This window comes from Litchfieldia alkalitelluris (assembly GCF_002019645.1).
Lineage (GTDB): Bacteria > Bacillota > Bacilli > Bacillales > Bacillaceae_L > Litchfieldia > Litchfieldia alkalitelluris.
Genome location: NZ_KV917374.1, coordinates 1,759,619 through 1,774,007, shown reverse-complemented (window position 1 = coordinate 1,774,007; position 14,389 = coordinate 1,759,619). Strand labels below are relative to the sequence as shown.

Here is a 14,389-nt window from a genome sequence, read left to right as displayed (position 1 = left end):
TTCTTTTGCAACACTAATTAATAGGTTAATATAACAATATAGGGGAGGAAATTGTTCATGTTACAAAAAGTAGGAAAGCGTTTTTGGTTATTTGCCCTTTTATCATTAGTACTATTAGTTTTTGTTGCTTGTGAAAGCGCTGACACTAATACGCAAGAAGAACCATCTAACGATACTGAACAACAGACTGGAGAACAGTCAACTGATTCTTCAGATGAAGTAAAAGAACTGACAATCTTTGTGGATCACTCCTTCTGGCCTTTAACAGAATGGTCAGGTGAAGTTCCGGAAGCAATTACAGAAAAGACAGGAATTAAACTAAACGTGCAAGTTGCATCTGATGCACAACAGTTGCCTTTAATGATTTCTTCAGGAGATTTACCAGATCTTGTTTTCACACAAGGTAATTTCCAACAAATGTCGAATGCAGATATCTCTTATACTTGGGATGAATTGATTGAAAAATATAACATTCAAGATTTTGAAATTGATCCAATGGCGAGAGTTCTAAATCAAGCTTCAGATGGAAAGTTATATTCAATAAGAAATGGTTTCACAACACCTGGGGTATTTCAATCTACACCAGCAGCATTAGGTAACATTCCTGCATTATCCCTTCGTACAGATATATTGGAGGAATTAGGAAACCCGAAGATTGAAACATTAGATGATCTAGTAAATGTATTAAAAGAAGTAAAATCAAAGTATCCTGAGATGAAGCCGTTAGTTCTTAATCCAGCTGTACTTGGTCACTACTTTAAAGTGAACTTTGGCGCTTCTTATTTACAGAATTTTCGAATAGTTGATGGAGAAGTTAAATACTATATTGCTCAACCAGAACAATATGATTATTATATGTTTATGAATAAGTTATATCGTGAGGGCTTAATCAGTGCAGAAAACTTTACTTGGAAGGATACAAACCAAGCAAAAGCGATGATTATTAATGGGGAAGCTTTTGCGATTGCAAACCTTACAGATATGTATACAATTAACTCAGAAATTAAAGCTAGTGGGAAAGATTTTGAAATCAGTCAGTTAACAAAATTAATTGGTGAAAATCCTGTTATGTCAGCTGATAGTGCTGGATGGTCAGGTACTTTCATAACTAAGAAGGCTAAAAACCCAGAAGCAGCTATTAAATTCTTACAATTCATGCAAAGTGATGAAGGACAAATGTTAGGTTTATGGGGCGTTGAAGAACAACATTGGACAATGGATAAACCAATTGAAGAAGGTGGCTACCCAACTTTCAAATACGATTCTCAAAGTGCTGCTGAACATAAAAAAATTGGTTCTGTTTGGTGGGGCCTTTTAGCTGATAAAGGTATTTATGCACAAGTTCAACGTTATGTCCCTGGTAGTACGATAACAGAGGCATTGATCGATGCGAAACAATATACAAAAGGTAATCCATTACTTGGAGGTATTGTTCTTCCGGTTGATTCAGATGAACAGGTAATTAAGGCGAACCTTGATAATATGATTAAAAATGAAGAAGCTAAGATTTACTTAGCACAATCAGAAGCTGAGGCTAAGCAAGCCTATGAAAATATGATGAAAATAGCTAAAGACATTGGTATTGATCTAACTGCACTCTTTTAAATAATTGTTGGTAGTCTATCGAATGATTCATTTTTAGAGACTCGAATGGTTGATCTTTTACCTTTTCCATCTGTAGATTGAGAATATTTGAAGGTTCATTGCTATCGTAACTATGAGGATTTTCAAATCTTTTAAAGCTTGTTGCAGCACCGAAATAGAGAGTAATTTCAGAAGCATTATATACATGTAGTCCATCTGCATCACATAATAATTCACCATCGCGTAGATTGGCTCCCAACTGGCCTTCAAAACGGATAGCATCTGTTTCCTCAAAATCACCATAAATTAATGGTTGGTCTACTTGAACATGATGGGGAGCAATTTCTTCAGGTGCGATGCCTTTTAGAATTAACCTCTCTTGCTTAATTTCAGTTTTATATCTAAGTGGACTTGTTAATTTCACATGAAAATTTAACATTTTTTCTTTGCTGGCTTTAAGATGAAGAATAATCACTTGATCGGGATAGGAAGCAAACATCTCTCTTGTAAAAAGAACATTACCAACCTTGTATTCAGTTCTTGCAATCCCCTCTTCCAAATCAAGTATTCGTTGATAAGAATGTGCTAATTGTCCATGTTCGAATTGTATATGTATATCTCCTAATGGAAGATATGATTCAGTGTAAGGACCCATTAATTCTTTACAAAGTATATCTGCTTCAACATATTTTCCTTGAAAAAGAAGGGAACGCACTTCAGCTAATACATTTTTTGCGTTAGGCTGAACCCATTCTCTATATTTACCTGACCAAAGGGTCAACAATCAGTATTTCTCTCAATACTAGTTGCAATGGATATAAATCACTTGATTGTAAAAACAACATTGCATCAAAGTAGGAATTCCATTGGAATACGGCATACATAAGCGTTAATACTGCAATTATCGGTTTAGCAAGGGGAATAACGACTGACCAAAGAAACCGTAAATCACTACACCCGTCCACTTCACTTGCTTCTGAGAGTTCTTCCGGAATCATTTGTTGGAAGAAGGTTCTAGCAATAATTACCTGCCATACAGCAATGGCCTTAGGAATTAATAACGCCCAACGACTGTCAATCATACCAAGCTTTTGAACTACGAGGTACTCAGGTATAAGTCCACCATGAAATAACATTGTCATCACGATAAACATCATTAATAGGTTCTTTCCATAAAAAGTACGTCTTGACAGGGGATAAGCTACTAAAATCGTTAGAGTAACAGCAATTAAGGTATAAAAAAATGTGTAAAACAATGAATTCGTATAACCTAGTAAAACGTTGGAATTGCTTAGAACAGTTGTGTAGCCTTTTAATGAAAAATCAACTGGAAAAAGCCAAACTTTCCCCGAATTAACTGCTTCTGGACTACTGAATGATGAACTAATAATATAGATTAATGGGTATAAAACAATAACCAAAACGATTGATAATACAAAATAGATCCCACCTAAAAACACTTTATCTGTGAAAGACTCCTTTATTTTTGTACTTGACCTTTTCATGTCTCCCTCCTCCCTTACCAAAGGCTATTTCCTGAAATTCGTTTTGCTATTGCATTTACGACTACAAGCAAAATTAAATTAATCATAGAATTAAATAATCCAACAGCTGATGCCAAACTGAAATTAGCATTTAAAATCCCCATTTTATAAACATAGGTTTGTAAAACTTCTGAAGCAGAAAGGTTTAACGGATTTTGTAATAAATACACCTTTTCAAACCCAATCGCCATTAAGTTCCCTACATTCAGAATTAAGATAATAATGGCTGCAGGCATAATGCCTGGAATGTCAACGTTCATAATACGCTGGAATCTAGAAGCCCCATCAACCTTTGCAGCTTCATATTGCTGTGGATCAATTCCTGCTAAGGCTGCCAAGTAAATGATGGCTGCATACCCCGAGTTTTGCCATACATCTGACCATACAAAAATAGATCGGAACATTTCGTTATTACCCATAAAATTTATTGGGTCCATTCCAAAAATACCAATGATACTATTCACAATTCCTATTCTAGGGTGAAGCACCATTGTAATTATAGAAACAATAATAACCACAGAAATAAAATACGGAGCATAAGTAATCATCTGGACGGACCTTTTAAAAACACCGTTTCTTATTTCATTAAGCATTAAAGCCAAAATTATGGGGATAGGAAATCCAACAACTAGTTGATAAATGCTGAGTAACAATGTATTTTTAATCAAATCCATTGCAACAGGATTAGAGAAAAAAGCGTCAAAATGTTTTAAGCCTACCCATTGGCTTCCCCATATTCCTTTAATAACGCTATAATCTTTGAAAGCAATGATCGCACCAACCATAGGGATATATTTAAAAATAATGAAATATAAAACTGGTGGTATAATGAGCAAATAAAACTGCCAGTGTTTCTTCATACTCTTTTTAGCCAATCTCCATTGAGGCACTTCATTTTTCTTGTGAATCCTCTCTCTTTGAATAAATGTTTTTTCGGTATTCATTAACTCCCCCCTTTAACGGCTTACTCTTTGAAGACCTGTTTTCCAATTTTTGAATAAAAACAACAGACGAAGTAAGCGCTTTAAATTCATTGCAATTTGAGAAAATTCGGATTTTTCTTGTTAAGAAAAAACTAACATGCCCATGATTTTACTGTAAAGATACAATGAATCTTTGGGGTACATTGAAAGAAAACATCGGCGGAAACCTATTAAATTAAGGATCTGAAGGTTTCCTTTTGGGATTCACCCTATTTTCCGATATTGGTTTGGTGTAACATTTGCAACTCGTTTAAATGCACGGCGAAATGACTGTGGACTATTATACCCAACCTTCTTAGATAATGCCTCAATTGTTTCATTCGTTTGACTTAATAGTTCCTTTGCTTTATTAATTCGTATATCTTCTAAGTAATCAAAAAGGTACACACCTGTGATTTCTTTAAAAAGTTGTGATACATACTTTTCTGAATGACCAACTTGTTTCGAAATTAAATACAGTGATAAATCTGGATTATCATAGGAATCATGCAAGAAAGCAATAATGGCATCTACTGTTTCATTACCCACCAGTTTTTTCTTATCTTCAATTAACTGACAATATGTTTCTATTACCTTATTGAACTTATTTTCAACTTCATCAAACTCACCATTAAATTGAATGTGTAACACCTTGTTCTTCCAATATTCAAATTCACTTGCATCGTTAAAGATCGTTGGTTCAAATACTTTAAGTAGTGAACCTCTAATCTCATCAATTAATACATCGATCATCTCAATAAATAACTTTCTATTTGTAAAGTTTTCCTTTAGTAGTTGTGTCAATATTCTCTTCGCCTCTGACATTTCTCCAGCTTTCATTGCATTAATTAATCTTAATTCCGAGTCAATCGGGTAGTATAAAACATCCGTTTCTTTTAATTTGTCATACCAGTTTATTCCACTACTACCAACTAGCAAAGCAAAATCCATAGTTTGACGTGCCTCATGATATGATTTACTTATATCTAGATAAGAATTAAATACACTTCCAACAGAAATCGTTATCGAAATTCCATAATGTTTCATAGATGTCAAAAATTCGTTTAAAATTTTATCTGTTTGCTTGTTATTTACTTGGCTATCTTCTTTTTCATAGGTAATAAAGATGACCATGCTGTCTTTATCAATGTCCGTACTTATTATCTCTATGTTCGATAAATACTCTTTTACAATTAGACGGTCAGCATTTAAATTGTTATAGTCTTTTTTGTCATCTAAATCTATATAATCAGTCATTTTAATCATTGCCATATATCCAAACCTAGTTAACCCCGTTATTTTTAGTTGCTTAATTCCTGTTATCAAGTCTTTTTCACTATACATTTCACCATTTATTAATTGCTTTAAATAGGCTTCCTTAAGCAATAGATTCTGTTTTTGGATTTCGAATTGCATTCCTTTATTGTTGGATAATAGCTTGTTAATGTTACCTTGTAAAAAATCAAATTCATTTTTATTCTTAATTTGAGCTGTTTCCCCAACCTGCTCTTTCAATGTTTCCACTAAATTCTTAATTGGCCTACTATTCCGAGAGGCAAAAAATAACCCAATCAATACACCTATAATTAAAGTTGTTGCTGTTATATATAAAGTTACCTGTTTAATCTTTTCCGCTTCTTTCATAATTTCTTGTTTTGGAATCCCTGCTGTATAAATCCATCCGTTGCTATTGGAAAAGGTTCGAATAAATAAGGTGTCACCCTTCAGTTCTTGAGTTTTACTTGTTTTATTTGGGTCTAACTGACTTTCTAATGTATCAATCTGCTCTTCACTAACACCAACTGAAGCAATATGTTTACCATTATTGTCTGTTACATAAGCCCAACCATTATATTGTTTGGAAATACTTTGAAGCAAATTCTCAATATTTTCCACATTAATTAATACGACCACTGTACCCTTCGAGTGATTATAGTTATTAAGAGGCAATGACTGTAAATAGCTAATCATTGACTTTTCTTTGTTATTTTGTATATAACTTTCACTTGGGATAATCTTACTATTATGATTTCCATTAAGAATCGTAGCTTCCCAGTCTATCAACGATATGTTTTTGTAATGGCTTGTTTGGTAAAAGTGATCCTTCCGATAAAAAATTGAATTGGGAGTTAAAATCGCTTCATAATTTTCTAAATAAATATAATAATCTTCCAAAAAATCATTTGTTTTTGAAAAAGTTGCAATATCTTGTGCAGTCCTCCATAGCTCGAAAACTCTTTTTTTAACATCTGGATTTTGTCTATTTAACTGGAGCATAAACTCAGGGTTTAGGGCCAGCTGTTTCGTGAATTTACCAACCTCTGATATTCGTCGATCAAGGATTTCCTTACTTTGATTTAATAGCATTAAACTGCTATTAATAGAATGGGATTTTGCATTACTAAATGAAATTCGATAAGAAAAATATCCAGCAAACAGTGGAATAATTAAAACAAATATATAAGATAGCAATAGGCTTTTGTATACACTTGAACCTTTCCCTCTAAACAAGTTCTAACCTCCCCTACTAGCCATAGTAAAAATGGAATGTGATAGATAAAAAATGACGAGGTAGATCTTCTTAACTTTCAAGTAGATCCGAACTTCGTCATTTTTACAACTATTCACATATAGACAACATTTCAACTTAATTTCCCATTCACCACACCACCATCAATCATAAATGGAGATCCCATCATAAATTGCGATTCATCTGAAGCTAAGTATAATGCCGCATACGCGACATCGATTGGTTTACCAAGTTCATCACTTAGCTGTCTTCTTTTAATAGAATTAACAGTTGCCTCTGGATCTTTGGATTTACTAACATAATCTTCAACAAATGGAGTGTAAATAGTGCCTGGCATCAATGCATTTACTCTTATATTATATTTGGCATAATCCACTTGAATCGATTTAGTTAATGATAAAATGGCTCCCTTTGTTGCAGAATAGGAAGCTCGGTTCGCTAATCCTATATCTGCTATACAAGAAGACATATTAATAATTGAGCCTTGTTGTTTCAGCATCATAACTGGAACAACATGTTTAGTTACGAGAAAGACTCCATTGATATTGACATTCATGACTTTGTTCCAGTCATCGAGTTCTATTTCGTGTAGTTCTCCAACCCCACTAATTCCGGCATTATTAAAAAGTACATCGATTTGACCATACTCATCCATGCTCTTTTCGACTAACTCTTCCACATTACTCTCATTCGTTACATCTGCTTGTATAAAAATAGCTATTCCGTTTTGTGAAAGAATTTCATCTACTGTCTGTTGGCCTGCTTCGACATTTAAATCATTAACGATTACTTTTGCTCCTTCTTTTGCAAATAAAAGAGCCGTTTCTTTTCCAATACCAGAACCTGCACCAGTAATGAGTGTTACCTTATCTATTAATCGCATGAAATCATTCCTTTAACTTAAATAGTCTACCCCGAAATAACCTGGTTAGCGAAGATCCATTCGCTGAGATCCACTTGCTTTAGTCTATGAAACGATTAATTTTTTACTGCGTACACATGGATTTTTTAGTGCCCCTAATCCCTCGACTTCTACAATAACTTCGTCTCCATCTTCAAGAAAAACTTGCGGATTTCTAAATACACCAACTCCGTGTGGTGTTCCAGTTGCAATAAGATCTCCAGGTTCAAAAGTAATTCCTTTGGATAGGTAAGATATAATATAAGCTGTATCAAATATCATTTCCTTACTATTTGAATCTTGTAGTACTTTTCCATTAACAATCGTCTTAATTGCTAGATTTTGTGGATTTTCTACTTCATCTGCTGTTAAAATGTATGGTCCCATTGGGATAAACGTATCATATGACTTCCCACGAACCCATTGCCCATCAGAGAATTGAACATCTCTTGCGCTGATATCATTTACAGCAACATAACCAAAGATATAATTTAATGCTTGGCTATTTGGAATATGTTTGCCTTCATAACCAATTATGACACCAAGTTCAGCTTCATAGTCAACTTGTTGCGACTCTTCAGGCAAAATAATTTCATCATTATAACCGACCACGCAGCTGGACCATTTCGAAAAAATCAATGGATTCTTTGGTGGCTCGACATTTTGCTCGCGGCAATGGTCCATATAGTTATTCCCTACACAAACTACTTTTTTAGGTCTCTCTAATGGAGCTTTCAAACTAACACTCTCTAAATCATAATCAGGTGTTGCTTCTTCCACTTGGGTTTCAATTTCCTTGATAAAACCTAGCCCTTTTTCAACTAGATTCATCATCGTAAAGTTTTCATTCTTTAATAATTTATTTAAAGAGACAACAGACTGATCTTTAATTACCCCTACTTCTTTTATTCCATTAACTTCATAAGTTACTAATTTCATGTTAGTTCATTCCTTTCTTCGTCAAAAATATATCTTAAATACTATCAACAAAAACTGGGCGATTCTCTTTCATTGACTGATATGCAGCAAATACCATTTGCAATGTTTTGATATTATCTTCCACACTATTTTCAGGTTGTGTGTCTTCTTCGATTGCTCTCATTAACTCACCCATAGTTCCCATGAATGCATGTGGAAACCACTTACCACTTAGTTTAGGAGTAAACCAATAGCTTGGGTCAATTTTTTTCGAGATAAAACTAAGCGTATCTTCTTTCCCAACTGGATAATTGTACAGGGCACCATTTGTCCCTTTAATGATTCCATCAGTGCCTTCAAAGCGAAATGTAGCGTACCAATCTTCTTGGTTGGCCCAGTTATTATGATTATCATGGATATGACCTCTTGTATCATTTGGAAATTTCATATGAATCATTGTTCTCGTTTCACCTTTTACTTGTTGGCCTGGATATCTTGCACCGTCCGCATAAATGTATTCAGGAGTTCCATATAAAAAGCGAATGGAATCCATATAGTGAATGCTATGATACATGATTTCTAATGTATCGATTTCTTTTAAAAACGGCCAATTCTCAAATTGAGTTAACACATTTACTTGAATACTTGCCTGTGTTAATTCTCCCAACCATCCACGTTCGATAATGGTTTTACTAGCCCTAATCCCAGGTGTCCACCTCATTTGCTGATTGACTGCTCCTTTAATGTTATACTCCTTGCATAAGCTGACAATTTTCCTGGCTGATTCGATTGTGTCTCCTAGTGGTTTTTGACATAAAACATGTTTACCTGCCTTCGCAGCTAGTTCAACAATTTCAGGTTGTAAATCGGCAGTTACGGCAATATCTACAATTTCAACATGTGGATCATTGATTACCTCTTCTGCTGTTTCATACACATGTGCAATATCAAAGCGTTCCGCCAATTCTTCTGCTTTTTTCCGTGTTCGATTCGTAATTGCAACCACATTAAATCCAGCCATTTGGTACGCTGGAAGATGCGCCTCTCTAACAATTTCTCCTGCACCAATAATACCGATTCCTCTACGCAGATTGTTTGGTAGCCTTGGCTTATAATCTAAATCTAACCACGTCTTCTCCAATGAAATTCACCTTCTTTGTCACTGTGATTTTTTTTCAACTAATAGCAAATGCTCACAAATTAAGACGGTTTCACCCTTCTGGTTGAACACCTCTACTAATTCCACTACAAAACCATGTGAAGGGCGTTTATATTCTCTCTTTTCTGTAATCGTAACAGTCACTTTAATGGTATCGTTTATAAAAACAGGTTTGATAAACCTCAAACGATCATATCCATAGGAAAACGCGACCGGATTAATGACATCTGCAGTCATGCCTATCCCAACAGAAAAGATGAGTGTCCCGTGAGCAATTCGCTGTTTAAATTCAGTTGTCTTACACCATTCCGCATCCATATGATGAGGGAAAAAATCACCTGTTTGACCAGCATGAAGCACAATATCCGTTTCAGTAATCGTCCTACCGGTTGTTTCTCTTTTTGACCCTAGTTCATACTCTTCATAATAAATAGTTTTACTCATATTAAACCCCTCCCTATAAGTTATAAAACTTAATAGCTGTCTCGCCTAAAATCGCTTTAACTTGTTCTTGAGTTTTTCCGTCTAACGCCTTGTTCGTTTCCGTCCAAACTTTTAAATAATCACCTGCTAAATTTGCTACTGGCCAGTCACTACCAAACATTAATCGTTCGGCTCCAAAGCAACGAATTGCCTCATCTATATATGGTTTAAAATCAGATCCTGACCAAGTTTCTGGGTCTGCTGCAGTATTGAGGCCTGATATTTTAGCGTACACATTAGGATAACTTGCTGCTTTACGAATCTGTTCTGCCCATGGTTCAATAGCTTTGTCTTTAATAGGTGGTTTTGCTAAGTGATCGATTACCATCTTTAAATTAGGTACCTTTTCAGCAATGGTTGTTGCATGTTTTAAGTGGTTAGGAAAAATCGCCACTAAATCAAACGTTAAGTCAAAGGATGCTAATATCTTTAATCCCTCGATTACCTGATCTTGTACAATCCAGTCCGGGTCATCGTACGTATGAATTAGAGGTCTTACTCCTTTAAAAAGAGGATTCTTACTATACTCTGCTAATTTAGCTTTTGCTTCATCTGGCTGATCTAGTGGAACCCAACCAACAACACCAGCTACCCAATCAAATCTCTTTGCCGTCTCTAGCATATAAACGGTATCTGCATAAGAGTCATCTGCTTGGACAATCACGGTTTTATCAATTCCCGCTTCCTTCAACAAAGACTCTAGCTCTGGCGCTTCAATCGTACGAAAAATAGATGCTTCATTTTTCGTTGGCCACGAATAAGGCAACCAGTTAAAATTCCAGAAATGCTGATGCGAATCAACAATCATTACACCTCTTCCTTTCAACTATGAACTTAGTTCATCGAGTATAGATTGATTATGTTGACCAATCGTTGGTGATCCGATTTCAGATTTATAGATTTGACCATCAATTCGAATCGGACACCTCGTTGTTAACATACTCATACCATTTTCACGATAAATTTTTTGGATCATATCTAAAACTTTAAACCCCTCATGTTCCAGTAGTTTCTTCCATGTCATCACTTCAGCACACCAAAAATCAGCAGGTTCAAGGAGTGAGAGCCAATACTTTGTTGTATCCGTTTTCAAGTGTTCTTTTAATATTGATTTAATTTGATCTCTCTCATCAAACCATTGCTTTGGTTTCTTAAACTCTTTTAATCTTTCACAGTGAATTAATTCAGCAAGCTCTATAATCGAACCCATTGCTAAGGCGATATGACCATTTTGAGTTTCATAAATCCCATATGGAGCACCTAGGTAAACATTCGCATTATTAACTGAGCTTCTCTCTGGTAATTGAAAATCATCATTCATATATGTGGTCAGTACTTCAAATTGCAAATCTAGTACTGCTTCTAAAAGACTTACTTGAACATAGCATCCCATTCCAGAAATCGACCTTCTTACTAAGCTTGCCAATATTCCTTGGACTAGTTGGACACCAGCAATCATATCGACAATTGATAGTCCAAGGGGTAAAGGAGGTTGGTTAGCATCACCATTTGTATAACTAATCCCTGAAAGAGACTGTAATAGCAGATCCTGGCCAATCTTATCTTTCCATGGCCCTTCGTACCCATATCCTGTAATTTCACCATAAATGATTTCCGGATTTATTTTTTTGACTGTTTCATAATCTAAATTTAGTCTTTCCATCACACCTGGCCGAAAGTTTTCTACTAAAACATCGGCTTTGGAAATCAGTTGTTCTAACACTACTCGACTATCATTATCTTTTAAATCTAATGAAAAGCCTTCCTTATTTCTATTTATTGAGTGGAATAGAGTACTATCTCCGTCTAACTCGAGGTTTGAAATATAAAGAGAACGACAAATGTCACCGCTTTCAGGTTTCTCTATTTTAATCACACGTGCTCCTAAGTCTGATAATCGTAATGCAGCAGATGGTCCAGAAAGGAATTGACTAAAATCTAGCACTAGTAATCCTTCTAATGGTTTAGTTTGTTTCATCATGCTTTTTCCACCTTTGACTGCAATTTGAATTCTTCGGTAATTCTATCTGTGTCTTCTCCTAGTTTTGGAGAGGCTTTGCTAGAAAATAACTTTTCTCGATTGATTCTTATTGGACATCTTGTCGTTCTTATCACATTTGAATTAGGTCGATCAATGTTTTGTACCATCTGTAACACTTTGAATCCATCATGTCCAAACAGTTGGTCCCAATTGTAGACATCTGCACACCAGAAATTTCCCGCTTCTAATTTTGCTAGCCAGACTGATGTCGATTCTCTTTTAAGATAGTTTACCAAGATGGTTTTAATTTCATCTCTTCGTTCAAACCAAGTATGTGAACCTGAGTCCTTTGCCAATTCCTCACATTCAAGTAATTCTCCTAGCCTTGTGATTGAACCCATCGCAAGGGCAATAAAGCCATCCTTCGTTTCATAAATTCCGTATGGAGCCCCTAAATAAGCATGTGCATTATTGATCCTACTCCTTTTAGGTGGATGTCCTCCATCATTTAGATGAGTTGAAAGAACCTCAAATTGCATATCCAACATGGACTCTAATAAACTCACCTCTACTAGGCCACCTTCTTTTGTTTTGGACCGTCTGATTAAGCAAGCTAAAATTCCTTGGACAAGGTGTGCACCTGTAAACATATCCGCAACAGATAATCCAAATGGTACCGGGGGTTGGTCACTATCACCATTAAGCCAAGTCAAACCAGATATCGATTGGATTAATAAATCCTGCCCAGGCTTTTGTTTCCACGGTCCCTCTTTGCCATAACCTGTCACACTTCCATATATGATTCTAGGGTTTAATTGTTTAACAGATTGATAATCTAAACCGATTTTATTCATTACTCCAGGTCGAAAGTTTTCAATCAATACATCAGCGTGAGTAATTAATTTTTTTACTTTTTCTAAATCATTCGGATCTTTTAAATTTGCTGTAAAACTCTCTTTGTTTCGATTAATGGCATGAAAGACAATACTATCATTATCGATAAATATATTTTTTAAGGCTAACTTACGACTCAAATCACCTATCCCAGGTCGTTCAATCTTGATCACTCTAGCACCAAGATCAGCAAGTCTAAGTGCTGCAGATGGTCCTGATAAAAATTGGCTGAAATCTAATACCAGTAATCCCTCTAGTGGTTTCATACTCTTTCACCCTGTAAAGATTCGTGATACAACTTGTTTAATTTCTCCAATACGGTTTTAACATTTCCTCCATATCTGAGGTAATTTTGAACAATATCCCCACCATTATCTTGGAAATGGAAATAGCCACTATAACGTGGTCTTAAATAAGCACGATCTAATACTGGTAAAGTGTTTTTAAAATAGTTAAAGGAACGGCGATTGACCTCCTCATCTATCCATGCTTGTCTATGACCTGGTTGCCCACCACTTTCAAAAAACAATGTACTTTGGATTTCTGGTGATGCTGTATATTTCACATATTCAATAGCCTGATCTAGATTTTCACACTTATTTGAAATGGCTAATCCAGTTCCACCCAACGTAGATTCAAGTTTACTTCCCTCTAGTTCAACTAAATCTGTTGATATTAATATATTTTTTGCATAACCTTTTCTAGAATAATTTGAATAGCCATAAGCAAATGGACAATAGTAAATATCGTTAGTAGAAGACATCACTTCATACACTTTAATTGGCTCCCAAGTAAACATTTCTTTCGTACAATAACTAGCAAGTTCTCTCATTTTCTCTAGCGCTTGTATACCAGTGTCTTCATTAACAACTTGATGACTATCAAATAATGTCCCACCTAGAGTTCCAGCCACCATGTAAAAATCCATAAGGCAATTAATAGGAAACCCCGCATAAGCAACTTTCTTCTCTTTCGCTAAACTTATTAGTTGTTCCCAAGTTGTTGGTATATTTTCTTTTTGAATTAAATCCGGTCGATATGCAGCAATAGGTGTTGCAGCATCAATCACAAGAGCACTCTGAAATCCGTTAAAATTATAGCTTTCATAGGATTTTCCAACAGAATTCTCTTTCTGATCCTTAAGATATTCATCAGGCAAATGTTCTTCTAATCTGACAAGAACTCCTTTATTTGCTGCAAAACCAGCCCATGGATGATCAATCACTAATAAGTCATATTCATTAGCTAAAATGTCAATTGGATAATCTGCAAATTCTTGTAACGATCTTTTATCCCACGATATCTCAACACCTGGATTTAATTCCATAAACCGTTGTGCAGTTGCTACAACCGATGTATAACCCCGACTATGATTCCATGTTATTCCTTTTAGTTTAATCAATCTATGGTCCCTCCTAACAATAGGCTTGTGG

The 14,389-nt window shown here is 35.2% G+C and carries 12 protein-coding genes and 1 pseudogene; 1 reads left to right on the top strand and 12 read right to left on the bottom strand.

The features are described from left to right. Positions 1–57: 57 nt before the first annotated feature. Complete coding sequence (locus tag BK579_RS08110) at positions 58–1,605, top strand: extracellular solute-binding protein (RefSeq protein WP_078544708.1); 1,548 nt, start codon at positions 58–60, stop codon at positions 1,603–1,605. Here the strand turns inward: BK579_RS08110 and BK579_RS08105 are convergent. The 12 genes and pseudogenes from BK579_RS08105 to BK579_RS08050 form a co-directional block, all read right to left on the bottom strand. Next, positions 1,568–2,365 carry a glycoside hydrolase family 95 protein gene (locus BK579_RS08105; protein WP_235848561.1) on the bottom strand — a complete coding sequence of 266 codons (798 nt, stop codon included), beginning with the start codon at positions 2,363–2,365 and terminating at the stop codon, positions 1,568–1,570. The two genes, BK579_RS08110 and BK579_RS08105, sit on opposite strands and share 38 nt — an antisense overlap. After that, positions 2,361–3,089 (bottom strand): annotated as a pseudogene (locus BK579_RS08100) (carbohydrate ABC transporter permease); the annotation flags it as partial. The gene BK579_RS08105 and the pseudogene BK579_RS08100, both read right to left, overlap by 5 nt. A gap of 14 nt (positions 3,090–3,103) precedes the next feature. Continuing rightward, on the bottom strand, positions 3,104–4,072 hold the full coding sequence (locus BK579_RS08095; protein ID WP_078544705.1) for an ABC transporter permease: 969 nt from the start codon (positions 4,070–4,072) through the stop codon (positions 3,104–3,106). Positions 4,073–4,315: 243 nt separating this feature from the next. Continuing rightward, positions 4,316–6,601: a helix-turn-helix domain-containing protein gene (locus BK579_RS08090; RefSeq protein ID WP_078544704.1), complete on the bottom strand. Its 2,286-nt coding sequence runs from the start codon at positions 6,599–6,601 to the stop codon at positions 4,316–4,318. Between the two features lie 131 nt (positions 6,602–6,732). Beyond that, positions 6,733–7,503: an SDR family NAD(P)-dependent oxidoreductase gene (locus BK579_RS08085; protein ID WP_078544703.1), complete on the bottom strand. Its 771-nt coding sequence runs from the start codon at positions 7,501–7,503 to the stop codon at positions 6,733–6,735. Positions 7,504–7,587: 84 nt separating this feature from the next. Further along, positions 7,588–8,460, bottom strand: coding sequence for a fumarylacetoacetate hydrolase family protein (locus BK579_RS08080; protein ID WP_078544702.1), 873 nt, complete (start codon positions 8,458–8,460; stop codon positions 7,588–7,590). Between the two features lie 34 nt (positions 8,461–8,494). Continuing rightward, positions 8,495–9,580 carry a Gfo/Idh/MocA family protein gene (locus tag BK579_RS08075; protein WP_078544701.1) on the bottom strand — a complete coding sequence of 362 codons (1,086 nt, stop codon included), beginning with the start codon at positions 9,578–9,580 and terminating at the stop codon, positions 8,495–8,497. An 18-nt stretch (positions 9,581–9,598) separates the two neighbouring features. Then, on the bottom strand, positions 9,599–10,042 hold the full coding sequence (locus BK579_RS08070; RefSeq protein WP_078544700.1) for a MaoC family dehydratase: 444 nt from the start codon (positions 10,040–10,042) through the stop codon (positions 9,599–9,601). A gap of 13 nt (positions 10,043–10,055) precedes the next feature. Beyond that, entirely contained in the window at positions 10,056–10,889 is an 834-nt protein-coding gene (locus tag BK579_RS08065) for an amidohydrolase family protein (protein ID WP_078544699.1), read from the bottom strand. Between the two features lie 18 nt (positions 10,890–10,907). Next, positions 10,908–12,059 (bottom strand): CaiB/BaiF CoA transferase family protein, encoded by a 1,152-nt coding sequence (locus tag BK579_RS08060; RefSeq protein WP_078550465.1) that lies wholly within the window; start codon positions 12,057–12,059, stop codon positions 10,908–10,910. Then, entirely contained in the window at positions 12,059–13,222 is a 1,164-nt protein-coding gene (locus BK579_RS08055; protein ID WP_078544698.1) for a CaiB/BaiF CoA transferase family protein, read from the bottom strand. Before BK579_RS08055 ends, BK579_RS08060 begins: the two co-directional genes overlap by 1 nt. Continuing rightward, positions 13,219–14,358 carry an ABC transporter substrate-binding protein gene (locus tag BK579_RS08050; protein ID WP_078544697.1) on the bottom strand — a complete coding sequence of 380 codons (1,140 nt, stop codon included), beginning with the start codon at positions 14,356–14,358 and terminating at the stop codon, positions 13,219–13,221. Before BK579_RS08050 ends, BK579_RS08055 begins: the two co-directional genes overlap by 4 nt. Between the last annotated feature and the right edge of the window lie 31 nt (positions 14,359–14,389).